Raw genomic sequence first — 24,004 nt, 5'->3', positions numbered from 1 at the left:
ATCATGAAAATAAAGCTGCAGCAGCCCTTTACTTTTGAAGGCGGAAAAAGGGCTGTCTTACTTTTACATGGATTTACGGGGAATTCAGCGGATGTACGGATGCTAGGGCGTTACTTGGAGAAACAGGGATACACCTGCCATGCCCCGCACTATAAAGGGCATGGCGTACCCCCGGAGGAGCTGGTGAAAACGGGTCCGGAAGATTGGTGGAAAGATGTCATGATGGCCTACGATTTCCTGAAAAGCAAAGGCCATGAAGAAATTGCTGTTGCCGGACTGTCATTAGGAGGCGTATTTTCTCTTAAATTAGGTTACACTGTACCTATAAAGGGTATCGTATCAATGTGTGCGCCTATGTATATCAAAAGTGAAGAAATGATGTTTAAAGGAGTATTGGAGTACGCCAGAGAATTTAAGAAGTATGAAGGAAAAACTCAAGAGCAAATAGAGCTTGAAATGGACCTCCTTGCCGATAAACCGATGAATACATTGAAAGCCCTTCAGGAATTGATAACGGATGTACGAGAGCACGTCGACCTTATATACGCGCCGACATTTGTTGTGCAGGGTCGGCATGATGATGTTATCAATCCAAAAAGTGCCGATATTATTATGGATGCCATTGAATCACCGGTCAAAAAAATCAAGTGGTATGAAGAATCCGGTCATGTCATAACTCTTGATAAAGAAAAGGACCAGCTGCATGAAGATGTATTGGAATTTTTAGAAAGTCTGGATTGGGCCGAATAACAAAAATATACCCTGAATAGGAGGGTTTTCATGGAAGATAACATTCAAGAACATATTAATAAGCTTCTGACATACATGACGGATGAAGCGTATAAGCCGTTAACGGTACAGGAACTGGAAGAGGCTTTGAAAATCGAAGACTCGGCAGATTTCAAGAATTTCGTTAAGGCTTTAGTAAAGATGGAAGAAAAGGGATTGGTGGTCAGAACGAGGAGCAATCGTTATGGGCTGCCGCAAAAAATGAATTTGTTCCGCGGTAAATTAACGGGACACGCTAAGGGATTCGCCTTTGTCACACCTGAAGATAACCCAGGAATGGATGATATTTTCATTCCGCCGAATGAAACGGGCACAGCGATGCATGGAGATGTCGTCATGGTAAGAGTATCTTCGGAAACATCGGGCTCAAGGCAAGAAGGCACGGTCATCAGAATTCTTGAACGCGGTATTACACAAGTGGTCGGTACATACTCCGAAAGTAAAAGTTTTGGTTTCGTCATCCCTGATGATAAAAAGATCGCAAACGACATTTTCATTCCACAGCATGCTTCACATGGAGCGGTGGAGGGCCATAAGGTTGTCGTCAAGCTTACTTCTTATCCTGAAGGACGCATAAGTGCCGAAGGTGAAGTCATTGAAATTCTTGGGCATAAAAATGATCCTGGAGTAGATATTCTTTCCGTGATCCATAAATATGGTTTGCCGATGGAGTTCCCGGATGACGTCATGGAACAAGCCAATGCCGTTTCGGATACCATTCAAGAAAGTGAAATTGGCAGCCGCAGGGATTTGCGCAATGATGTTTTGGTCACGATTGATGGAGCGGATGCAAAGGACCTGGATGATGCCGTCACTGTTTCCAAACTTGAAAATGGCAATTATAAGCTGGGTGTTCATATTGCTGATGTCAGCCATTATGTGAAGGAAGGATCACCAATCGATAAGGAAGCCTTGGAAAGAGGGACGAGCGTGTATTTGGTGGACAGGGTCATCCCGATGATCCCGCATCGTTTATCGAATGGCATTTGTTCCTTGAATCCACAAGTCGATCGTTTTACACTCTCTTGTGAAATGGAAATCACGCCAGATGGCAAAGTCGTCAACCATGAGATTTTTGAAAGTGTCATTAAGACGACGGAACGTATGACTTATGGAAATGTGAACAAAATCCTTGTCGATAAAGATGAAGAACAACTCGAACGCTATGAAGCATTGGTGCCGATGTTCCAGGACATGGAGCAGTTAGCTGCCATTCTTCGCAAGAACCGGATGAACCGCGGTGCGATTGACTTTGATTTCAATGAAGCGAAAGTCATCGTTGATGAAGAAGGCCATCCGACTGATGTGGTTTTACGTGAAAGGTCAGTTGCCGAAAAGCTGATTGAAGAGTTCATGCTTGCGGCTAATGAAACCGTTGCTGAGCATTTCCACCGTCTTGACGTACCGTTCATTTACCGTATTCATGAAGATCCCAAGCCGGAAAAACTGCAGCGTTTCTTTGAATTCATTACGAACTTCGGATATATTGTCCGGGGATCGGCCAATGACGTACATCCAAAGGCGTTACAGGAAATCATTGAGGCGGTTGCCGGTAAACCGGAAGAAACGGTCATATCCACTGTCATGCTTCGTTCCATGCAACAGGCGAAATATGATCCGGAGAGCTTAGGCCACTTTGGTTTATCTGCTGAGTTTTATACACATTTCACATCGCCGATTCGCCGTTACCCGGATTTGATCGTGCACAGGTTGATCAGGACCTACTTGGTGGAAGGTAAACTGGATGAAGCTACGAAGGAGAAATGGAATGCCAATTTACCTGAGATAGCCGACCATACATCGAAACGTGAACGTCGCTCAGTCGATGCTGAACGGGAAACGGATGATCTGAAGAAAGCGGAATATATGCTGGATAAAATCGGCGAAGAGTATACCGGGATCATTGGTTCAGTCACGAATTTCGGGATGTTCGTCGAGCTGCCGAACACCATTGAAGGACTTGTCCATGTCAGCTTCATGACGGATGATTATTACCGCTTCGATGAGCGTCAGCTTGCAATGATCGGGGAACGTACCGGTAATGTGTTCCGGATTGGCGATGAGATAGACGTACGTGTTTCCAACGTCAATAAAGAGGAACGCGCCATCGATTTTGAAATTATCGGCATGAAGGTAAGCCGTCCGCGTCCATCTGGCGAGAAGAAAATATTCAAAGCCAATTCAGGTGAACGTAAACGCGGCCGTGGCGGCAATGGAGGACGTAATGAAGGTAAAGGCGGCGGCCGTAATGGAGATTCGCCTTCTACTGGGAGAAAACCGAAAAAGAAGAAAAAATTCTTTGAAAATGCGCCAGCTGCCAAGCGCAAGAGAAAACCAAAAAAGAGATAAAGATTGAGGCAGGGGGATGATTCTTACATCCTCTTGCCGCGATTGGATGTAAAAAGGGGAGAGTTAGATGCCAAAAGGCTCAGGTAAACAACTAGCACAAAATAAAAAGGCATATCATGATTTCTTTATTGAACAAACGTTTGAAGCCGGAATCGTTTTGAAGGGGACCGAAATCAAGGCCATCCGTGCGGCCCGAGTGAATTTGAAGGATGCCTTCGCTAAAATAGAAAATGGGGAAATCTATCTTTATAATATGCATGTAAGTCCTTATGAACAGGGAAACCAGTTTAACCATGACCCGTTGCGGACACGGAAGCTTCTTTTGCATAAGAAAGAAATCAGTAAACTGATCGGTGTAACAAAGGAAACAGGTTACACGATCGTACCTTTGAAAATGTATTTGAAAAATGGCTTTGCCAAGGTTTTGATCGGTCTGGGTAAAGGGAAGAAACAATATGACAAGCGTGAAGACCTGAAGAAGAAGGAAGCGAAGCGTGATATTGAACGTGCTTTCCGTGATCGGCAGAAGATGTAGAACTGCCAAGACCTTACAATTGATTTTTTGAGCCAATCTGTTATAATTAATCCTGTACCGATGACAATTGAATATCAGCCAACTTGCTGACTATTCTTCTCTCGTACGCTCCATTTCTATCATGGGGACGTTACGGATTCGACAGGGATAGTTCGAGCTTAAGTTGCGAGTCGAGGGGATCGGCCTCGTTAAAACGTCAACGCCTATAACTGGCAAACAAAACAACAACCTAGCTTTCGCTGCTTAATAACAGTCGATAGCTGTTCCTCCCTCCATGGCCCACGTGGTAGGGTAAGGGACTCACTCTAAGTGGGATACGCCGGAATCCACCGTCTGAGGATGAAGGAAGAGACCAATCAGACTAGCTGCTCTGCCGCCTGTCGATAGGCTAATGAGTTCGCGAAATGCGAATATATCGACTACACTCGTAGAAGCTTAAGTGCCGTTATGTCTGGACGTGGGTTCGACTCCCACCGTCTCCACCAATACATATATTGGTGGTTTTTTATTTGTTTTAATAAGGAGCATAAGATGGCCGTTTTGGCCAACATATGCTTCTTTTACTTTTGCAGTTTCATCTGAAAAATCAATTATTAAATCCATCAAATAATTCTTTTTATAAATAAGTATATAAATACTTTACTCTTTCCAAAACTGTTCCAGTAGAATGACAATCATGGTACCCACGAGTAATCCATTACTTAAAACATATTGTAAGGAAGAAGCAATTCCGTTAAATGCACTTTCTGGAAGAAACATGATTCCCAAACTGATTAATAATGTAATTCCTAATATAGTTAAACGACGTTGATTTAATTCTTCACGTAAAATCGATTGAAATGAAATTCCTATCATTTGGACAAATGTTGCTAAAAGTGCGGCATTAGCAATAGGACCTGGCAGCAAGGAAATAAAGCTTACAATTAAGGGGATAAAAGAAATTCCTGCTAATATGAGACTTGCTATAAGGAACGTCTTCACTTTTTTTTGTCCTGTTAGTTGAATAAATCCTGCTGATGCAGGTAATGGTACAATTCCAATTGTAGAGAATAACGACGAAATAACATGTGATATACCTCCGACCCATACACCACGGTTCAGTGTTTGCTTTTCATTTTCTTTAGATAACGGAGCCACTTGTTTTACAGCCGAAATAGCGGCAATCGTATTTGCAACTAAAAGAAATGTAAATAAAGTTGCAGTTAGAGTCATTCCAATATCGAATCTAGGCATGCCCCAGGCAAATATCTCTGGTAACTTAACTAACGGTGTGTTTGAAGGCATATGTGATGATTTTCCTAATACAGCATACAAAAGCCAACCACATGAGATTCCAAGTAACACAGCGTAACTTTTCATCCATCCTTTCCCTTTGATCGATAAGAAAGTAATGATGGCAAAAACGAATAGCGCTATAGTAGCTGTTGTATAATCAGGATGAGTTACAGCTCCTTGTAATCCCATCATTCCTTTTAGTGACACACCACTAAGCTGGAGAGCTAAGATTAAAAGAAAAGTTCCTGTAACCAAAGGTGTAAATAAACGTAGAATTCGATGGACAAGCCCTGTTATACCAAGAATGAAGAGTAATATACCTGCAATAATCAATCCACCTTCTAAAAGTTGTAATACATCTTTTGCACTCTGTCCCTGATTCATACCTACTTGTCCCAATATGACAAATATACTTACCCATGAACCGGCTGGACCATCCGCAATGGGGTAGCGATGTCCAATCCATGCTTGTATAAATGAACTTACTCCCACAATAAAAAAAGTTCGCTGCATTAATGTTGAGATATCTTCTATTGATAAATGGAATATGCCACCAATGATGATAGGCAATGCAATTGCATTTGCTAATAGAAACACAAACCACTGTAGGATACTAAAGCTGGTATCAAAATATTTTTTATTCATATTATTCTCCTTTGCCGAAAAAGATTCTCATAGGAAAAATCCACCCTTTCTATACAGTTAGATTAAAAAGGATGGATTTTTTAGGTCTATAAAATTATTTTAATTATATAGATAGATTATTTTAATCGATTACCATCTGCGATAAGGTAAGAATTTTCCGTTAAGTGTAAGGACCACACGAGGGTCACCACCATTTGGATCTTCTTCTTTGTCCACACCTAGTTCGAAATTGATTGCACTCATAATACCTTCGCCAACTTTTTCTTGAATTAATTCTTTAATAGTTGGTCCGTACACTAATAACATTTCATATAATCGATATAAGATTGGGTCAGTAGGAGGCATTTGCATTACTTCACCTCTATGTGGAATTACCGTTAATGCTTGAACTACTTCTTCATCTAACTCTAGTAGTGCGGCCATTTTTTCAGCTTCTGGACGTGTCATTGTAGCTTGTCCTAATAATGCTGTTACAACCCAAGTCTCAGAGTTTTCACTTACCTTTGAAATTTCTTCCCATGTTAAACCTTTTGCAAGTTTTGCTTCCATAATTTTTTGCGTAGCTTCTTTTCTATTCATATCTAATAACTTCCTTCCATTTGAGTAATAATAATTAATTTTTCAGACCATTTAATGCTTTATATCCATCAACTAACAAATCTAGTTTACCTGTGTGAGGATCAATAGCTAAACCGTGTACAGGAACGTCTTTTGGAATAAATGGATGATTTTTCACTAAATCAATATTAGCTTGAATTGAATTTTCGACATTATCAAATCCAAATAACCACTTTTCAAGGTCAATTCCAGCATATTCAATAGCTGATAAAATTTCTGGTGTGGATACTCCGCGATCTAATATTTTTTTTAGTGTTCCTTTTGGATTACTTTGGCTCATACCACATGCATGGTGTCCAATAATATAAATTTCATCTGCATTTAATTCATATACAGCTGTTACAACACTTCGCATGATACTACCGAAGGCATCGGTAATCGTACCACCTGCATTTTTGATGATTTTTGCATCACCATTGTGTAAATCTAAAGCTTTGGGAAGTAGCTCAATTAAACGAGCATCCATGCAAGAGACAACAACCATACGTTTTTGCGGCATTTTTGTTGCTTCATATGGCATGTATTCCTTGTTTTGTACAAATTGTTCATTGTACGATAAAATTTCTTGTAATAACATGTTTGTAACCTCCTTTAAATCTAGATGTATTTTTTTGTTGCGTCCTCTATGTTATAGGTGAATATAACTAATAAATAATGTGATATAAGAGGGTAAACTAAGTATAGTGAATTGTATCGATAAGCAGAATAAGTTGGCGAAACACTTTCTGGCTTTCTGCTTTCACGATGAAAGGATTGGTTTATATCATTGATCAAACAGATTTTGAGATACTGAAATTATTAGGGGAAAACTCAAGAATACAATGGAAAGAACTTGGTCAAAAAATACATATGACGGGGCAGGCTGTAGGAAATCGAATTCGCAGATTAGAGGATTTAGGGATTATTGAACAATATACAATCGCAATAAGCCGAATCAAATTAGGACAAATCGTGACAGCATTTGTTACTTTGTTCGTAACAACAGCTAATCATCAAGAGTTTATGGATTTCTTTCAAGAAGAAGAAGGAATTTCTGAAGTACATCGTGTAAGTGGTGAGGGATGTTATTTATTAAAAACACATTTTGCTTCCAATGAAGAATTGGATAACTTTCTAGGACGACTATTAAAGTACGGGAATTATCGTGTTAACCTATCAATAGGAAAGTTAAAATAAGGTTTCTTTGGTTATAGTAACATCTTAAATAGTCAGAGCCTTTCTACAATTTGTGTGTAGTAAGGCTTTTTTTTGCTTAATTTTAGTTGTTTTTGTCGAAAAATCGATAAATCGTAAAATTCGCAGATAAATCTCCATTTTCGCAGATAAATCTCCATTTTCGAAGATATATTCCCGATTTCGCAGATAAATTGTACAATCGCTATCATTTAAAGGATTATTTCTTACTGGCGTAGAATCCTTTGGATGAAACCAAGATTGGAGCGATGAAATTGATTGTAAAAAAGCGAAATGTTCCTCTTGCCATCCGCAAATTACGTGCGTTAGCGGGCAGGCTCCCTCCGAACCACCCTAAAATCCCCTTAATCATGAACGATCTCAAAAAAAGGGAAGCGGGCCATAAAGGGGAATGTTCTATTGATTTTCCATTAAGTTTTCTTGAACCGAAAAACTATTACATCTTCCACGACTTAAGGCTGCAGGATCAATCCCGATTTTTTCAACTGGATACCCTATTAATCTCCAAGAAATATGCGCTTATCATTGAAGTGAAGAACATTGCAGGAGCCATCTATTTTGATCCGCATTTCAACCAGCTGATTCGAACGATCGAAGGAAAAGAAACGGCATTTCCAGATCCCATCATACAAGTCAGCCGTCAAGAATCACAGTTAACCAATTGGTTCTTGAAAAATGGCTTTCCCTCACTTCCCATTCACTCTTTAATTGTGATCAGTAATCCCCAAACAATCATCCGTACGGCTCCTGGAAACCATAAACTCCACTATAAAGTTATCCATCGCGATGCACTTCCTTATAAAATTAGTCAATTGGAAGACTTCATAACAGACACCTGTTTTAGTGAAAAAGATTTGAAAAAGGCAGTTCGTGTAATGAATAAACTCCACATCGATGCGGACTTTTCCATTCTGGAACGATACAACCTTACCGAAAAGGACCTAATAAAAGGTGTGATATGTGAGAATTGCAAGGTGAATCAGTTATGTAGAAGGCATGGCACATGGATTTGCCCTCAATGCCAACTATCCAGTAAAAAAGCACATATCCCGGCTTTACGAGATTATTTTTATCTAATAGGATCGACCATAACGAATCGGCAGTTGAGGGACTTTTTAAACATTTCGTCTTCATCGAGTGCAACGAGGATTTTGCATTCATTGAATCTGACAAGCGGTGGTGCGAATAAGGGGAGGGTGTACAGCTTGTATTTTGATGAGTGATTTCTAGGTGATCGGGCCCTCAGCAGGCGAGTTCTAAGCGAATTTTGCATTATTCAATAGCGTCAAACATGAAAAAAAAGACTCAAAAGATGCTTCTCTTGAGTCTTTGTTCCGTTTCTATTCTTTTAATTCCTTACCCATGCCCTTAAGGAAGTGGACGCCAAAGCCGATTGCCCGGTTTATGTCTGGGTCATTCAATGTTTTCATTAAATCCAGAACGCCGATCTTCTTATCGGACTGAAGGAATTTGTTTCCTTCATCGATTCCTGCAAGTGCACTGTTAAGCAGTTTCGTGGATTGTGCGGCATCGGCGTTCATCAAGGCTCCTGTTGCTCCCATAAGGGTATTGATCAGGTTTGTTACAGGTTGCCTTGTGACTTGTTGAAGTGCGATTTTGGCAATTTGTTCTTTTCCTTGAAGCATGGAGGTCGCGGCTTCGAATACTCCTGAGTCATTCAGTTCATTGACGATTTTAAACATATTGTTTAAGGCATCTTCATTATCGGTGAACAGCGTTTTAAGTTCTTCCAGCTTTTGTAGCTTTATCTCTTCCTCAGTAATGGGATTATGGATTTCCGTAATAGGAGCTGCCATGATCTTCACCCTCCTTGTTTTATTTATCCGTTAAGTGAACATACCCTGGACGGGCCCACTTACGTTCAACCTCGACACCATTTTGAGGATGGCGTTTTTTGTTCCGTGGATTTGTACCCGGTAATGGAATGTCTCCGCTCGCGCTTAATACTTCCATGCGGACCATCGTCTGCTTGTAAGCGGGCGTGCTTGTGCGTTGATCATAGATAGGACCAGTCAGGAAGTTGATGGCAGAGTCTTTATCGACGGAGTTCATCGGTAAAAATAGCTCATTATTTTTAACGCGGTCTGTGATCAGGGCTTTTAACTTAACCGCCCCGAATGGAGACACTAAGCGAACGAGTCCGCCATCACTGACTTTACGTTCTTTGGCAAGTTCCGGTGAAACTTCAACGAAAATATCAGGTACTTTCGATTGGATTCCGTTGGATTTGTTCGTCATATTGCCTTCATGGAAATGTTCCAGCATGCGCCCATTATTGATATGAAGGTCATATTCTTCCGGGAATTTATGCGGTTCCACCCAGTCAGCCAGTGCAAAGCGTGCTTTCTTATCAGGGAAGTTGAAGCCATCCACATAAAGAAGCGGCGTGCTTGATCCATCATGGCTTCCCCACAGGAAGCTGTTCCATCCTTCCAGCACCTCGTAATTCGCTTGGCTGAATATCGGTGATAAGCTTGCCATTTCATCATAGATTTCACCAGGATGAGTGTAGTTCCAATTTGCACCTAAGCGGTTTGCGATCTCCTGAGTGATTTCCCAGTCCGCCTTAGAATCTCCCATAGTGGGAAGGGCTTTATATAAACGCTGTACACGGCGCTCCGTATTGGTGAACGTTCCGTCTTTTTCAAGAGATGGAGCTCCGGGCAATACCACGTCGGCATATTGGGCTGTCCTTGAAAGGAAAATATCCTGGACAACAAAGAAGTCCAATCCGGATAACACTTTATCAACATGGTTGGCATCTGCATCAACAAGTGCCATATCTTCACCTACAAGATACATGGCTTTCATGTCGCCTTTTTCTATCGCTTTAAGCATTTCAATATTGTTCATGCCTGGTTTGCCATCGATTTTCACTCCATAAGCTTTTTCGAATTTAGCACGTGCCACGTCATCGGTAACATGCTGATATCCTGGAAGCCATGTTGGAAGGGTGCCCATATCGCAAGCGCCCTGTACATTGTTATGGCCGCGAAGCGGATAAGCTCCCGCCCCTGGGCGACGGTAGTTACCTGTAGCTAATAGCAGGTTGGAAATTGCAGCCGAAGTATCGGAAGCACCGGTGTTTTGTGTAACTCCCATTCCCCAAAGAATGCATGTTCCGTCAGCATCGCGAATGGTTTCAGCTATTTGGATCAATGTTTCTTTTGAAATACCTGTGTATGTTTCTGCATATTCCAGGGTATATTTCTCAAGTACTTCTTTATAATCGTCGAAGAAGTTAACATTTTCATTGATGAATTCTTGATCATGCCAGCCTTGATCGATCATATATTTTGTAACCGCCATCAACCAAACTTGGTCCGTTCCTTGTTTTGGACTGATATGGATGTCGGAGCGTTCGGCCATTTCGTTTTTGCGGATGTCAGCTACGATCAGTTTTTGTCCGTGAAGCTTGTGTGCCCGTTTGACGCGTGTCGCCAGTACGGGATGGCCTTCTGCAGGGTTAGCCCCAACGATGATGACAAGACCTGCTGCGGCGATATCTTTGATCGTACCGGCATCTCCGCCCATGCCGACTGTACGGAACAGTCCGTCTGTTGCCGGGGATTGACAGTAACGCGAGCAATTGTCGACGTTATTCGTTTCGAACATTTGCCGTGCCAGTTTTTGAATTACATAGTTTTCTTCATTCGTGATCTTTGATGAGGAAATGAATCCTACTGAATTCCCGCCGTATTGCTGTTTGATCGAACCAAGTCTGGATGCAACCAAATCAAGTGCTTCATCCCAGCTTGATTCAACGAATCTACCATTTTTCCGAATCAATGGCTTGGTCAAACGTTTTTCCGAGTTTACGAAGTCCCAGCCGAATTTCCCTTTGACACATGTGGATATCGCATTGACGGGTGCTTCATGAGTAGGTTGGACTTTAAGGATTTTACGGCCTTTTGTCCAGACTTCGAATGTGCATCCTACCCCACAGAACGTGCAGACCGTTTTTGTCTTCTTCGTCCGTGTATCACGCATTGCCGCTTCGATCTCCGAAATGGCAAAAATCCCGCTGTAGCCAGGCTCCACTTCTTTGACAAGGTCTATCATTGGTTCTAGCATATCGTTTTTCAAACCTGACATGAAACCAGCCTCACCCAGCATCGATTTTTCCATTAATGCATTACATGGACAAATGGTTACACACTGGCCGCAGCCTACACAAGATGAGTTATTGATTTCCGTTCCTTCATCCCAGATTACCCTTGGGCGTTCCGCTTCCCAGTCGATGGACAGCGTCTCGTTGACCTGAAGGTTTTGGCAAACTTCAACACATTGCCCGCATGCGATACATTGATTGGCATCGTAGCGGTAAAATGGATGGGACATATCGACGGCACCCAATTCCACTTTCGGTGTATAAGGATATTTTTGGTGTTCAATTTCCATTAATTCTGCTGTGTTATGCAGTTTGCAATTTCCGTTATTATTATCACATACAGTACAGTATAAAGAATGGTTTTCCAGGATCCGGTCCATGGCTTCGGTTTGGGCTTCTTTTGCCTTGCTTGAGTCCAAGGCTATATCCATGCCGCTCACTGCTTTTGTCGAACATGATCGGACGAGTTTCCCATTAACCTCGACGATGCATGTGTCGCATGTTTGGATCGGATCCACTTCAGGAACATAACAAATCTGTGGATGAGCCATCTCATTTTGGTTGATGACCTCCAGTATTGTCGCTCCTTCATTAGCGGTATAATCGTTCCCGTTGATTTTGATGGTGATGTTTGAATCGCTCATAATATTTCCCCCTTTTATAGCCAAAAAGACGCAAAAAAACCACCATGATTACACCTCCGTCTCTGAACGGAAATGTAGGTCATGGTGGAATAGTTTAATAGCAAAGCTTGCCAATATACCAATCCATACCATAATGGATAATTTTTAAAAAAGATAGGACACAACAGTACACTATTATGCTCCCAACTTTCCTCTTTGATATTATACCTTTAATTTTAACAAGAAACAATCCTGGAAAGAGGGTATCATTCCCAAATTCCTTTCGTTTTTCTTCGCGTTGATTTATGATAAGAAAATTGAGAACTTAATTTTCTTGAATTGGAGTGACGCAACGGTGTCAAAAGTTATCCATGAATTCAATGATATGATTCGTAAGCTGCGCAAGGAACTATTCGGTAAAGGACCAGAACGCATACACACGGTTTTCGTGGAAAATATGGCCGTTTCCACGTTATATGGAAATTTGACTCCTACGGAAATGTTCATATCAAGATCGGAGGAAGGAAGGGATATGGTCCATTCTGCACGAACCAAAATGGTTCAGGATGTGTATTCGGAGAGTCCTCCTGATGGAATGGAAGAACTAGTTGGAGCTAAACTGCTCCATTTGTTTTCAGACATCAAAATTAAAGAGAACATAGCGATTTCCGTATTCGTATTTGATAAGGATATAGCGGACAAACTCAACGGGCATTGACCATGTTCCTTGCATATTGGTCAATTGGCTCCTGGATAGTAAAAGGAGTGGGAACATGAAAGCGATTGAAAGCAAGAGGGACATCATCCGGATAATGAAAGGCAACATCGAGCGGACGGAAGATACGATCGTAACGGAGTATCCCGTCACTGTCAAAATAAATGGCCAGGAATTCGTCACGATGGTTTGTACACCTGAATATATCGAGGATATGGTGATTGGTTATTTGGCTTCGGAAGGCATCATCAAAAAATATGATGAGATAAAAGAAATCTGGGTCCAGGAAAAAGAAGGCTTTGTTCATGTGAAGACAGATAAAGTGAATCCCTACTTCCAGGACTTTCAAAATAAGCGGTATATTACATCTTGCTGCGGAATGAGCAGACAAGGTTTCGTCTTTGTGAATGATGCATTGACTGCCAAGAAAATGGATCATGTTTCGGTGAAACTGACTCCTGATGACTGCTTCCGCTTGATGAAGGATTTACAAAATTCAGCCGTCACCTTCCAGAACACGGGCGGAGTCCACAATGCCGCTTTATGCGATGTCGATGGCCTCGTATTAAGCAGGATGGACATCGGACGGCATAACGCATTGGACAAAATATACGGCCATTGCCTGAAGAATGGTATTTCAATAGAAGGAAAAGCTATCGTGTTCAGCGGCCGGATTTCATCGGAAATTCTCTTGAAGGTGGCGAAAATCGGCTGTGAACTGATACTCTCGAAATCCGCTCCAACCGAATTGGCCTTGGAGTTGGCTGAAGGATTGGGAATCACCACGGTCGGATTCATCCGTAATGATTCAATGAATATCTACACATGCCCTGAAAGAATTCAATTGAATGAATGAGCATCATTCGCTTAAAAGGTACTTATCGTAAAGTCCTTGCCAACATGGCTTGGGCTTTTTTGCACTTGTAAATCAACAGGCATTTTGTGGTACAGTTTGAATAACACATTCAAGGAAATGCGTATCGGGGGAAGGGTTATGAATGAAAGGGATTGGCATATTTTAAAGGTGTTGCATGAGCATAAGAACATTACTAAAACGGCGCAAAGTCTATATATATCGCAACCTTCTTTAACGAAACGAATCCAACAAATAGAAAAGGAGTTCAATCTAAAGATTGTGGAGCGGGGAACAAGGGGAGTGCAGTTCACGCCTCAAGGGGAATATTTGGCCCTCTGTGCAGATGAGATGCTGATCAGGCTCCGGCAGATAAAAGAGACAGCGTTCAATATGGGTCAGGAGATCAGCGGGACATTAAGGCTGGGTGTTTCCAATTATATCACGCTGCATAAATTGCCTGGCCTGTTGAGATTATTTCGTGAGCGATATCCTAAAGTGGATTTCCATGTGACAACCGGTTGGAGTAAAGAAGTACTGGACCTCATTTACAAGGAAGAGGTGCATGTAGGAATCGTTCGAGGCGACTATCAATGGGCAGGATCAAGGCACCATCTTTTTGAGGAAACGATTTGTATTGCTTCCAAGGAAGGAATCGAAGTCTGGGACTTGCCTTTCCTGCCGAGGATCGATTATGGGACGGATGCTTTTTTGAAAACGATGATCGATAATTGGTGGAGAGACAATTTTTCAGGACCGCCTTTGGTTGGGATGGAAGTGGACAAAGGTGATACATGCAAAGAAATGGTCAAGAATGGCCTGGGCTATGGCATCCTCCCCAGTGTTTTATTGGAGAAAGACCAAAATCTCCGTCAAATGGACCTTAAGGATAAGCAAGGTAATCCCCTTATCAGGAATACGTGGATGTTATATCATGAAAAGTCGCTGGAATTAAAACTGGTCAAAGCGTTTGTCGAATTTGTCAAAGGCGTCGATTTCATGAGTGATATTTAACTGGAAGCGCAGAAATCTCTGTGCTTTTTTTGTCATACCTTTTTTGAATGGATAACGATAATTTATTGGTATTTTAACTATGGTTATCCCGGGATTATGATAGATGGGAGATGTAAATCATCAGGAATTTGCCTAAGGAATGGAGTGGAAGTCAAATGAGTGTCCTGTTTCTAATCGTATTGAATGTCATTGTGCCGGTCTTTTTCCTAATAGGGGCTGGAGCCATCCTGCATCGTAAATTCAAGTTGGATATGAATACACTGTCTAAATTGAATCACTTCCTGCTCATGCCGGCCATTAGCTTTGTCAATATCTATCAAAGTAAAATGGGCGGGGGGATGATCGTCCAGATATTCAGCTTCCTTGCTCTTCAAGCAGTAAGCCTCATCATCGTGAGTACAGTGATTGCTAAACTTGCCAGGTTTGATCAAAGTCTATCTGCCACGTTTAAAAATAGTGTAGTCCTGAATAACTCAGCCAATTTCGGGTTACCCGTCAGTCAGATGGTTTTTAATGGGAATCCTCTTGGCCTGTCGATCCAAGTCATCGTGATCATTTTTCAAAACCTGTTGACCTATACCTATGGATTGATGAATTCCGTTTCCGTCCATACAAAAAGTGCGAAGGGCGCCATTCGCGAGTTTCTGAAGAACCCCGTCATTTACGCTTTATTACTCGGTTTTCTATTACATTCCGCTTCTTTCGACATTCCGCTGTTCTTATGGACCCCGATTGAGAATATCGCGAGTGCTTTCATAGCCATTGCCTTGATTACATTGGGTGCACAGAGTGCCTATTTGAAAATAACGCAATTTCCGCTTCCGCTTATCCTTAGCCTGATTGGCCGGTTAATAATCTCGCCATCCATCGCATTCCTGATCATCCTCCTGCTGGGCCTGGAAGGAACTGTCGCCCAAGGATTATTTATCGCAAGCTCATTTCCAACATCGAGAAACAGCGCATTATTCGCTTTGGAATATGACAACCATCCGGAGTATGCGGCACAGGCAGTCTTGATGTCGACATTATTCAGCAGTATAACGGTAACGATGGTCGTATATCTATCAAAAATACTATTCTAGCAGGGCTGCTCTTAATGGGCGGGCCTTTTTCCCATGTTTCCCGATAAAACTTTATGAACATTATAGAGGTTATGGAATTTATGCATCTTAGGTTAATAATCAAAGAAAAGGGAGATATTTTTGTAGAATTAAGAAAACGCTTTCAAAAGGAGGATTATTATGATTTCTCGTAAAAAGATTTCAGCGGTCATATTGGCGGGTTCGTTAGCTTTAAGTTTAGGTGCATGCAGCAGTTCGGATACATCAGGAGAAAAGAAAGAAAGCACAGGCTATCCGAAAAAGGCCATAACGGTCGTTGCTCCATCGGGTGCAGGCGGGGGATGGGATTTAACCGCCCGTTCATTTACAAAGGTTTTGAGCGAGACAAAACTGGTGAACCAGCCATTGACCGTCGAAAACAAACCTGGTGGCGGGGGCGCAGTCTTCATGGCGGATTATGCAACACAGCAAGCGGATAACAATGACATGCTGTTCGTGAATTCACCGCCTGTCATCATCAATAACCTTAAAAAAGAAGGCAACAGTCCTTATGGATATAAAAATACGACCCCTTTGGCGCAGCTGACAAAGGATTATGGGGCGATAGTGGTAAAGGCGGATTCCGAATTCAAGGATTTGAAATCAGTGCTGGAAGCGGTGAAGAAAGATCCGCGTAAGTTGACCTTTGCGGGAGGATCGGCTCCTGGATCCATGGATCATTTGATTTCCATTCTTCCAGCCTATGAATATGGCTTGAATCCAACTGAACTTAAATACGTTTCGTACGACGGGGGCGGGGAAGCGATTACGGCATTGCTTGGCGGTAATGCAGATGTGATCGGAACGGATGCATCCAGTGTCAGGGAATTTTTAAAAGCAGGGAAGATTAGAGTGTTGGCCGTAACCTCGACTGAACGTTTGGGTGGCGATCTTAAAGACATACCGACGGCAAAGGAACAGGGTGTCGATGCTGAATTCACGATTTGGAGAGGCGTGTTTGGACCTCAGAATATGTCTGGTGAAGCGAAAACATTTTGGGACGGAACCATTGCAAAGCTAGTTGAAACTTCTGAATGGAAAAAGGAAGTGGAAGTTCAAGGATGGGAACAAGAATATAAAAATAGTGAAGAATTCAGCAAGTTTTTAAAAGAACAGGAGAAACAGGTGCAGCAATTATTAGAAGCTTTAGGCATGGAAAAATAATCGGAAGAAGGGGGTGCTTTCACCTTCTTCTTATTTTCTGAAATGGAGGGATTGTGATGGATGTTAAATTTGATCGCTTTGCATCTGTAGCCTTTCTGGCTGTCGGAGTGCTGTTCATGATAGGAAGCAGGAAGCTGGCCAGTTCTTCTTATGGAAGTTCGGTAGGACCGGACATTTTCCCTTTTGTATTGGGGCTCGTTCTTGCTGTTTTAAGTATTCGCCTGTTCTATGAGGCATTTCGGAGCAAGGTGCAGGAATCGGGTAAGGGAAAGCTGGAATATAAACCTTTTATCATCATTCTCCTCTCCACCTTGATTTATATTTTGACATTGGAAACGATAGGATATGTCATTACGACCTTTCTCTTTTTGTTTGTTTGCTTTCAAACGATGGAACGGAATAAGTGGGTGACATCGCTCATCATTTCCACAGGATTTTCCGGAATCATCTATTATTTATTCGTGAATGTTTTAAAGGGAACATTGCCGGGTTGGCCAATCTGGTTTTCATAAAAGGAAGGGGGATGTGAAGTGGGCACTTTTGATTATTTGATGCATGGATTTGAAACAGCACTAACTTGGTATAACATCCTTTTTGCATTTGTCGGAGTATTGATCGGTACGGCCGTCGGCGTTTTGCCGGGAATAGGGCCGATGAGCGGCGTGGCTCTTTTAATTCCGGTAACCGCTTCGATAACGGGGGGACTTCCGCCAGAGCAAGCGGCAACAAGCGCCATCATTTTACTTGCAGGTGTTTATTATGGAGCGATGTATGGAGGGTCGACAACTTCAATCCTATTGAATACACCTGGCGAATCTTCCTCTGTCGTCACCACATTGGATGGTTACCAAATGGCGAAAAAGGGAAGGGCCGGGAGTGCTTTATCGATTTCAGCAATCGGTTCCTTCGTCGGAGGGATCGTCACCCTTATCGCCATGATTGCCTTGGCCCAGCCATTATCGACGATTGCGATTAAATTCGGTCCGGCGGAGTATTTTTCGCTCATGCTTCTAGGGTTGGCGGCCGTCAGCGGCCTCGCGGGAAAATCCGTAACCAAGGCACTGATCATGACGGTTTGCGGTTTGTTGATCGGGACGATAGGCATCGATAATGTATCCGGGATCGCCCGTTTTACATTCGACATTCCTTGGCTGTATCAAGGGGTCGAATTCCTGACGATCGCAGTCGGTCTATTCGCACTTGGAGAAGTATTCAAGACAATTTTGGAAAAAGAAGAGGATGACGGGGAAATTGCAAAGATCAAAAATTTGATTCCTTCCAAAGAAGAATTCAAGGAATCCGCGGGTCCCATTGCGAGGGGTTCGCTCTTAGGTTTCTTTGTAGGGATCCTGCCGGGTGCAGGGGCTACTCTTGCTTCTTTCTTCTCATATCTTATGGAAAAACGGATTTCAAAAAAACCTTGGAGATTTGGTACAGGTGCGATCGCTGGGGTGGCTGGACCTGAAACGGCCAATAATGCGGCATCTGGCGGAGCGATGATTCCCTTATTGACGTTGGGAATTCCGGGTTCCGGTACAACGGCGATTTTAATGGGCGCGCTCATGATGTACAATGTTCAGCCAGGTCCATTATTATTCGAAGACCATCCTCAGGTGGCTTGGGGGCTTATCGCCAGTATGTTCATCGGGAATCTGATGCTGCTCATCCTTAATCTCCCGCTCGTTAAGGTTTTTGCGAAAATCATAGAAACGCCAAAGAAATATTTGATTCCGATCATTATCGCGATTTCCATTTTTGGCGTTTATGCGGTACAAGTATCTACTTATGATTTATTGCTATTACTAGGATGCGGGGTCTTGGGATACTTCTTAAGTAAAAATGATTATCCAATCGCACCGTTGGTATTAGGACTGGTTTTAGGACCGATGATAGAAAACAATATGCGCAGGGCCCTGACGATATCCGATGGGGATTACAGTTTGTTTTTCACTCGGCCGCTTTCCCTGACATTCCTGATCATAACGGCATTATGGCTGCTCATCCCGGTTTTACTCAAGAAGAGAGGGAAGGATGTTGTCATCAATGTCGAAGGTTAATTGTTATTTTCTGAATGTTGTGAAAAACCCCTTTTTTAAAGGGGTTTTTTTTTATATGATGTAAGTAGAGGTGATTGAATGCGTTTACACACCAAGTTGATGCTGGGCATCTGTACGTTAATCATCTTAATGGGTGGAATCTTTGAAGTTATTTTTATAAATATCCTGGAAAATAACCTGAAGCAGGAAACAGGGGAAAAAGCATTGTCGGTTGCCCAGACCATTTCTTTGCTGCCTGAAATTAAACAAGCTTTTCGAACGGATAATCCTTCCGTAATCATCCAGCCCATCGCGGAAAGGGTTCGCAGGCAGATCGATGCGGAATTCATAGTAATAGGCGATGAGAATGAAACTCGGCTGTCCCATCCAAATCCCGACATGATCGGGAGGAAAATGGTAGGGGGGGATAACGCCGAAGTGTGGGATGGGAAATCCATCATCACGGAGTCCACTGGGACATTGGGTCCTTCCATAAGAGGGAAATCCCCGATAATCGCAAATGAAAAAGTCATTGGAGTCGTCTCTGTTGGCTACCTTCAGGATGATATTGAGAAAGAAGTGTCCAGTATACAAAGAAAGATTGTCTGGATCATCTCTTTTATATTAATCGGCGGTTTATTGATTGCCTTTTTCATTTCATTCAATATAAAAAAGGCGATATTGGGTCTGGAGCCGAATGAGATCGCCTGGATGTTTCAAGAGAAGCATGCCATTTTGGAATCCATTCATGAAGGCATCATTGCCATTGATGTTCATGGGAGAATCACGGTCGTCAATGAAACGGCGCATAAAATCCTTCATATCCCTAAGGAAGTCATGCTTCGTGGGCAAAAAATCGAAGAAGTCATAACGCATACACATTTGCTAGATGTAGTCAGCACGGCACGGGCCGAGTATGATCAGGAATTCATGATTGACGGTAAAGTTTTTTTGGCAAGCCGGATTCCCATTTTGAATGGACAGGGTGAAATCATCGGTGCCGTTGCAAGTTTGAGAAATAAATCGGAACTATCGAATCTCCTTCAGGAACTGTCACATGTAAAGGCATATGCAGAGGGGCTGAGGGCCCAGACGCATGAATATTCGAATCGGCTCTATACTCTGCTAGGCCTGATTCAACTCGGTTCATATAAAGAAGCGATGGACTTCATATCGAAGGAAGTCGATGTCACCCAAGGCTTCATTCACTTTCTAATGAAGGAAATCCCTGATCCGATCATTGCTGGGTTCATCTTAGGGAAGGTAAGTTTAGCGAGCGAGCTGAAAATTGATTTTACCATTGATAGAGAGAGCAGTTTTAAAGATATTCCGTCTGAAATAGATCGGGATTTATTAGTGACGATCATCGGCAACCTCATCAATAATGCCTTCGAAGCTGTACGGGAAAACGATAGGGAGGAAAAAAGGGTATCGTTGTTTGTCACGGACTTGGGTAAAGAGTTGATCATAGAGGTTGAAGATAATGGAAAAGGGATGAATTCAGATGTTACTGAACTGATTTTCCAGAACGGCTTTACGACGAAAAGCCATCAAACCAATTCAGGTATAGGCTTGGGTCTTGTTCAGGAAGCAATAGAAGGATTAGGGGGGTATATCACTTTTTCGACGAAAGAAGGGGAATATACGATTTTTACTGTAGCACTGCCAAAAAACAGAGGGGTGAATTCATGATGGCCAATCGCGATATAGAAGTTTTAATCGTAGAAGATGACCTGCGGATTGCCGAAATACAAAAGCGATTCATTGAAAAGCTTGAGGGTTTTCAAACGATCGGGATCGCCTCAAGCTATGACGAAGCTAAAAGCTTCATTGAAATCATGCAGCCGGATCTATTGCTTCTCGACATGTATTTTCCGGATATGAATGGGCTTGATATCCTGAAAGAAATCAAGCAGCAAAGCAAACAAATGGATGTCATCATGATTACGGCAGCTAAAGAAATCGAAAAAGTCCAGGAAGCCATCAAGATCGGCATATTTGATTATATTATCAAGCCTGTCGCATTTGAACGTTTCAAGCAGTCCCTACTCCGATATCAAGAGTATCACATTAAACTGTCTGAATTGGAAAAGGGCAATTTTCCCGTAACACAGCAACAGGTGGATAAGCTTTTGCGAAAGGAAATGAAAGAAAAAGAGCGGGAACAAACTTCATTGCCAAAAGGGATCGATCGGATGACTTTGGAGAAGGTGATGGTTGTGTTGGGGAAATCCTCCCCGGGGTTAACGGCCGAAATAGTGGCAAAGGAAATCGGTGTGAGCAGGACAACGGCAAGGCGTTATCTGGAGCACTTGATGTCAGAGGAAAAAATTGATGCCGATTTAACATATGGCACGGTGGGGCGTCCTGAACGTGTTTATGCCATCAAGATATGAATGGGTTCGCCAAGCGGCGGATCTTTTTTTATTTGAATAAATGTAAGGCTTTTTCTTGGAATCAGATTGATGGGAACTCATCGTTTTTTAAGTGTAAAAATGGTGAATGAGGAAAAAATACATGTGAAAAGTGTCGAAACAGACAAGTATATGACAAGTGTCATGGCAGGGATTTGACGTTTATGACTATAGAAAATCGGTTATTATTCCTATACTTAAAGAAGAGATGCAGGCATAACCAATCCATTTAAACACTCCATTCCTATATTTTTAGAGGAGGAAATCATGAGTCATCATCATCAAAAACAATTGAGAAAAGATGTTGCCCCTTTTGAAAAATCCAATACTAAATCAAGCGTGAAACAGCTCATAAATACATTTCCGCCATTTTTCCTGTTGTGGTTTTTAGCTTATCAGAGCTTAACCATCTCATACTGGCTGACCCTTGCATTTGCCGTACTGGCTTCAGGGTTTGTAATCAGGATTTTCATCATCTTCCATGATTGCTGTCATCAGTCGTTTTTCAAAAGCAGAAAAGCGAATAACATCCTGGGTACGATCAGTGGAATCGTCACATTATTTCCGTATGAGCAATGGAAGCATAGTCATTCCATACATCATGCAACGAGCAGTAATTTAAACAAACGCGGTACAGGAGATATTTGGGTCATGACCGTTGAGGAATATGTGGACGCTTCATTCTGGGGACGTCTAGCATACCGTTTATATAGAAATCCGATCGTCATGTTTGGATTGGGTCCATTCTATCTATTCCTTGTATCGAACCGTCTTAATAAAAAAGGCGCTAAAAAGAAAGAACGCAGAAATACGCATTTGACTAATGCCGCAATCGCAGCGATATATGGTCTTTTATGCCTCGCTATCGGATGGCAGGCATTCCTGATGATTCAGGTACCGATTCTTTTTATATCGGGATCATTGGGCATCTGGCTGTTTTATGTACAACATCAGTTCGAAGATTCATATTTCGAAGAGGAATCTGAATGGGATTATGTGAAGGCTGCCATCGATGGAAGTTCTTATTATAAACTTCCAAAGGTTTTGCAATGGGTAACTGGTAATATCGGCTTTCACCATGTGCATCACCTTAGCCCAAGAGTGCCAAACTATAATCTGGAAAAAGTCCATGAATCCACCCTGCCTTTGCAGCAGGCAACGACAATCACCATTCGTTCAAGTTTAAAATCACTTCGCTTCCGCCTTTATGATGGTGAAAACAAGACGTTTGTCAGTTTTAAAGAGATTAAGGAACGTCTAAATGAAACAAAATCAAAAATGGAAATTAATAATGATCGCCCAAGTCTGTAAAAAAAATAAATTGTTCATCAAAAAACCATTCGATTCCCATTGGATGGTTTTTTGATGAAACTCCTTAGTATATACTAGGATAAAAAGAAATAGAGGCGGCGCCATGCAAAGTTGGTATCATATCTTTCCGAAAAACACAGGGCTGAGCCCTTATGTCTGGATCATTTTTTGTATCCTTCCTTTTTATTTCATCTTCAAATCCTCTTCGATGTTGGAGATAGTCTTTGGAATCGTCATGATCATATTGTTTTTCATATCATATGGTCTCTCATTTGTTTCGAAGGGTTGGCCCGTATACGTATGGACCGCGATACAAATAATCATTTCCATATCGATGACCATATTTTTCAGCTACATTTACTTTTCACTTTTTTTAGCATTCTTTATTGGGAATGTTCAAAATAAGGTTGGCTTTTTCGTATTATATTCAATCCAGCTATTGGCTACCATCGTGTCTGTCAATATTGGCTTCATCATGAAAGACCCTACCTTCTTTTCGCAATTTCCCTTTATGCTCATTTGTGTGGTAGGCGTGATCCTGCTCCCTTTCAACACGTATAATCGGAATAAACGGGGCATGCTGGAAGAACAATTGGAGGACGCTCATAAAAGAATATCAGAGCTTGGCAAAATGGAAGAGCGTCAGCGGATTGCCCGTGACTTACATGATACACTTGGACAAAAGCTGTCTTTGATTGGCTTGAAAAGTGACCTCGCAGGTAAATTGATCGATTTGAATCCGGAGACGGCCAAGAAGGAAATCAAGGATATCCGTCAAACGGCGAGGACGGCACTCAAGGAAGTACGTGAAATGGTGTCGGAAATGCGTGGGTCCAAGCTAACCGATGAAATTATCCGGGTCAAGCAAATATTGAAAGCGGCAGAGATAGATTTCAATTTGGAAGGGACCACGGAATTGCAAGATACCCCATTGCTTGTTGAAACGGTTTTGAGCATGTGCTTGAAGGAAGCTGTGACCAATATCGTCAAACATAGCGGTGCCGACTGCTGTCATATCGTTATCGAGGAATTACAAACAGGTGTGACGATCACAGTACAGGATAATGGAGTGGGGCTTTCACATAGATCAGAGTATATTAAAGGCAATGGACTTCAAGGAATGAAAGAAAGGCTGGAATTTGTTAATGGGAGCCTGGATATTCAATCAACAGAGGGAACGACACTTTATATAAGGGTTCCGAATGCTATAAAAAATAATGGATAGGTGGGATTAACC

21 protein-coding genes and 1 other RNA gene are annotated in these 24,004 nt (G+C 42.1%); 17 read left to right on the top strand and 5 right to left on the bottom strand.

The genetic code is table 11. From position 1 onward, the window contains the following. The first annotated feature begins 3 nt into the window (after window positions 1-3). The 4 genes from MPH60_RS19245 to ssrA all read left to right on the top strand — a co-directional run bounded on the left by MPH60_RS19245 (window position 4) and on the right by ssrA (window position 4,158). Entirely contained in the window at window positions 4-750 is a 747-nt protein-coding gene (locus tag MPH60_RS19245; RefSeq protein ID WP_241593152.1) for an alpha/beta hydrolase, read from the top strand. A 30-nt stretch (window positions 751-780) separates the two neighbouring features. Further along, window positions 781-3,138: a ribonuclease R gene (gene rnr / locus MPH60_RS19240; protein WP_241593153.1), complete on the top strand. Its 2,358-nt coding sequence runs from the start codon at window positions 781-783 to the stop codon at window positions 3,136-3,138. 67 nt (window positions 3,139-3,205) lie between these two features. After that, window positions 3,206-3,673 (top strand): SsrA-binding protein SmpB, encoded by a 468-nt coding sequence (gene smpB / locus MPH60_RS19235; RefSeq protein ID WP_101223703.1) that lies wholly within the window; start codon window positions 3,206-3,208, stop codon window positions 3,671-3,673. Between the two features lie 123 nt (window positions 3,674-3,796). Continuing rightward, window positions 3,797-4,158: a transfer-messenger RNA gene (gene ssrA, locus MPH60_RS19230) on the top strand. Between the two features lie 154 nt (window positions 4,159-4,312). Here the strand turns inward: ssrA and MPH60_RS19225 are convergent. The 3 genes from MPH60_RS19225 to MPH60_RS19215 all read right to left on the bottom strand — a co-directional run bounded on the left by MPH60_RS19225 (window position 4,313) and on the right by MPH60_RS19215 (window position 6,788). After that, window positions 4,313-5,593, bottom strand: a complete 1,281-nt coding sequence (locus MPH60_RS19225) for a purine/pyrimidine permease (protein ID WP_241593154.1) — start codon at window positions 5,591-5,593, stop codon at window positions 4,313-4,315. A gap of 129 nt (window positions 5,594-5,722) precedes the next feature. After that, window positions 5,723-6,172 (bottom strand): cyanase, encoded by a 450-nt coding sequence (gene cynS / locus MPH60_RS19220; RefSeq protein ID WP_241593155.1) that lies wholly within the window; start codon window positions 6,170-6,172, stop codon window positions 5,723-5,725. A 34-nt stretch (window positions 6,173-6,206) separates the two neighbouring features. Further along, complete coding sequence (locus MPH60_RS19215; RefSeq protein ID WP_241593157.1) at window positions 6,207-6,788, bottom strand: beta-class carbonic anhydrase; 582 nt, start codon at window positions 6,786-6,788, stop codon at window positions 6,207-6,209. Window positions 6,789-6,955: 167 nt separating this feature from the next. Here MPH60_RS19215 and MPH60_RS19210 point away from each other — a divergent pair, with 167 nt between their 5' ends. Beyond that, complete coding sequence (locus MPH60_RS19210) at window positions 6,956-7,387, top strand: Lrp/AsnC family transcriptional regulator (RefSeq protein ID WP_076368227.1); 432 nt, start codon at window positions 6,956-6,958, stop codon at window positions 7,385-7,387. A 242-nt stretch (window positions 7,388-7,629) separates the two neighbouring features. Next, a complete protein-coding gene (locus MPH60_RS19205) occupies window positions 7,630-8,628 on the top strand; it encodes a nuclease-related domain-containing protein (protein WP_241593159.1) in 999 nt (332 codons plus the stop codon). A 117-nt stretch (window positions 8,629-8,745) separates the two neighbouring features. Here MPH60_RS19205 and MPH60_RS19200 read toward each other — a convergent pair whose 3' ends face one another. Both MPH60_RS19200 and fdhF read right to left on the bottom strand, forming a co-directional pair. Continuing rightward, complete coding sequence (locus MPH60_RS19200; RefSeq protein ID WP_241593161.1) at window positions 8,746-9,222, bottom strand: DUF1641 domain-containing protein; 477 nt, start codon at window positions 9,220-9,222, stop codon at window positions 8,746-8,748. Between the two features lie 19 nt (window positions 9,223-9,241). Continuing rightward, window positions 9,242-12,181 carry a formate dehydrogenase subunit alpha gene (gene fdhF, locus MPH60_RS19195; protein WP_241593163.1) on the bottom strand — a complete coding sequence of 980 codons (2,940 nt, stop codon included), beginning with the start codon at window positions 12,179-12,181 and terminating at the stop codon, window positions 9,242-9,244. 334 nt (window positions 12,182-12,515) lie between these two features. On the opposite strand from fdhF, the gene MPH60_RS19190 reads away from it, so the two are divergent. From MPH60_RS19190 to MPH60_RS19140, 11 genes are all read left to right on the top strand, one after another. Continuing rightward, window positions 12,516-12,878, top strand: a complete 363-nt coding sequence (locus MPH60_RS19190) for a DUF2294 domain-containing protein (RefSeq protein ID WP_241593165.1) — start codon at window positions 12,516-12,518, stop codon at window positions 12,876-12,878. Window positions 12,879-12,972: 94 nt separating this feature from the next. Beyond that, window positions 12,973-13,731, top strand: a complete 759-nt coding sequence (fdhD, locus tag MPH60_RS19185) for a formate dehydrogenase accessory sulfurtransferase FdhD (protein ID WP_405390661.1) — start codon at window positions 12,973-12,975, stop codon at window positions 13,729-13,731. Window positions 13,732-13,869: 138 nt separating this feature from the next. Next, the gene (locus MPH60_RS19180) at window positions 13,870-14,742 is read left to right on the top strand and encodes a LysR family transcriptional regulator (protein WP_241593169.1); all 873 of its coding nucleotides are present in this window, start codon (window positions 13,870-13,872) and stop codon (window positions 14,740-14,742) included. A gap of 155 nt (window positions 14,743-14,897) precedes the next feature. Further along, entirely contained in the window at window positions 14,898-15,824 is a 927-nt protein-coding gene (locus tag MPH60_RS19175) for an AEC family transporter (protein ID WP_241593170.1), read from the top strand. A 162-nt stretch (window positions 15,825-15,986) separates the two neighbouring features. Next, complete coding sequence (locus MPH60_RS19170; RefSeq protein ID WP_405390663.1) at window positions 15,987-17,006, top strand: Bug family tripartite tricarboxylate transporter substrate binding protein; 1,020 nt, start codon at window positions 15,987-15,989, stop codon at window positions 17,004-17,006. 56 nt (window positions 17,007-17,062) lie between these two features. Continuing rightward, window positions 17,063-17,518: a tripartite tricarboxylate transporter TctB family protein gene (locus MPH60_RS19165; protein ID WP_241593174.1), complete on the top strand. Its 456-nt coding sequence runs from the start codon at window positions 17,063-17,065 to the stop codon at window positions 17,516-17,518. Window positions 17,519-17,536: 18 nt separating this feature from the next. Further along, window positions 17,537-19,063 carry a tripartite tricarboxylate transporter permease gene (locus MPH60_RS19160; RefSeq protein ID WP_241593176.1) on the top strand — a complete coding sequence of 509 codons (1,527 nt, stop codon included), beginning with the start codon at window positions 17,537-17,539 and terminating at the stop codon, window positions 19,061-19,063. Window positions 19,064-19,141: 78 nt separating this feature from the next. Further along, window positions 19,142-20,734 (top strand): ATP-binding protein, encoded by a 1,593-nt coding sequence (locus MPH60_RS19155; RefSeq protein WP_241593178.1) that lies wholly within the window; start codon window positions 19,142-19,144, stop codon window positions 20,732-20,734. After that, window positions 20,731-21,438 carry a response regulator gene (locus MPH60_RS19150; protein ID WP_241593180.1) on the top strand — a complete coding sequence of 236 codons (708 nt, stop codon included), beginning with the start codon at window positions 20,731-20,733 and terminating at the stop codon, window positions 21,436-21,438. Before MPH60_RS19155 ends, MPH60_RS19150 begins: the two co-directional genes overlap by 4 nt. 285 nt (window positions 21,439-21,723) lie before the next feature. After that, the gene (locus MPH60_RS19145; RefSeq protein WP_241593182.1) at window positions 21,724-22,767 is read left to right on the top strand and encodes a fatty acid desaturase; all 1,044 of its coding nucleotides are present in this window, start codon (window positions 21,724-21,726) and stop codon (window positions 22,765-22,767) included. Between the two features lie 103 nt (window positions 22,768-22,870). Continuing rightward, window positions 22,871-23,992, top strand: a complete 1,122-nt coding sequence (locus MPH60_RS19140) for a sensor histidine kinase (RefSeq protein ID WP_241593184.1) — start codon at window positions 22,871-22,873, stop codon at window positions 23,990-23,992. Window positions 23,993-24,004: the final 12 nt, after the last annotated feature.

This window comes from Peribacillus sp. Aquil_B1 (genome assembly GCF_022603275.1).
In the GTDB taxonomy this organism is placed as follows: Bacteria; Bacillota; Bacilli; order Bacillales; family DSM-1321; genus Peribacillus.
Note: the sequence above shows the minus strand (reverse complement) of the source record. Positions and strands in the feature narration are given on the sequence as shown.

Coding starts and splice junctions, on each gene's coding strand:
- MPH60_RS19200 (WP_241593161.1), bottom strand. CDS start 9,222: ATGGCAGCTCCTATTACGGAAATCCATAATCCCATTACTGAGGAAGAG.
- MPH60_RS19140 (WP_241593184.1), top strand. CDS start 22,871: ATGCAAAGTTGGTATCATATCTTTCCGAAAAACACAGGGCTGAGCCCT.
- MPH60_RS19145 (WP_241593182.1), top strand. CDS start 21,724: ATGAGTCATCATCATCAAAAACAATTGAGAAAAGATGTTGCCCCTTTT.
- rnr (WP_241593153.1), top strand. CDS start 781: ATGGAAGATAACATTCAAGAACATATTAATAAGCTTCTGACATACATG.
- fdhF (WP_241593163.1), bottom strand. CDS start 12,181: ATGAGCGATTCAAACATCACCATCAAAATCAACGGGAACGATTATACC.
- MPH60_RS19175 (WP_241593170.1), top strand. CDS start 14,898: ATGAGTGTCCTGTTTCTAATCGTATTGAATGTCATTGTGCCGGTCTTT.
- MPH60_RS19165 (WP_241593174.1), top strand. CDS start 17,063: ATGGATGTTAAATTTGATCGCTTTGCATCTGTAGCCTTTCTGGCTGTC.
- smpB (WP_101223703.1), top strand. CDS start 3,206: ATGCCAAAAGGCTCAGGTAAACAACTAGCACAAAATAAAAAGGCATAT.
- cynS (WP_241593155.1), bottom strand. CDS start 6,172: ATGAATAGAAAAGAAGCTACGCAAAAAATTATGGAAGCAAAACTTGCA.
- MPH60_RS19150 (WP_241593180.1), top strand. CDS start 20,731: ATGATGGCCAATCGCGATATAGAAGTTTTAATCGTAGAAGATGACCTG.
- MPH60_RS19245 (WP_241593152.1), top strand. CDS start 4: ATGAAAATAAAGCTGCAGCAGCCCTTTACTTTTGAAGGCGGAAAAAGG.
- MPH60_RS19210 (WP_076368227.1), top strand. CDS start 6,956: ATGAAAGGATTGGTTTATATCATTGATCAAACAGATTTTGAGATACTG.
- MPH60_RS19180 (WP_241593169.1), top strand. CDS start 13,870: ATGAATGAAAGGGATTGGCATATTTTAAAGGTGTTGCATGAGCATAAG.
- MPH60_RS19215 (WP_241593157.1), bottom strand. CDS start 6,788: ATGTTATTACAAGAAATTTTATCGTACAATGAACAATTTGTACAAAAC.
- fdhD (WP_405390661.1), top strand. CDS start 12,973: ATGAAAGGCAACATCGAGCGGACGGAAGATACGATCGTAACGGAGTAT.
- MPH60_RS19155 (WP_241593178.1), top strand. CDS start 19,142: ATGCGTTTACACACCAAGTTGATGCTGGGCATCTGTACGTTAATCATC.
- MPH60_RS19225 (WP_241593154.1), bottom strand. CDS start 5,593: ATGAATAAAAAATATTTTGATACCAGCTTTAGTATCCTACAGTGGTTT.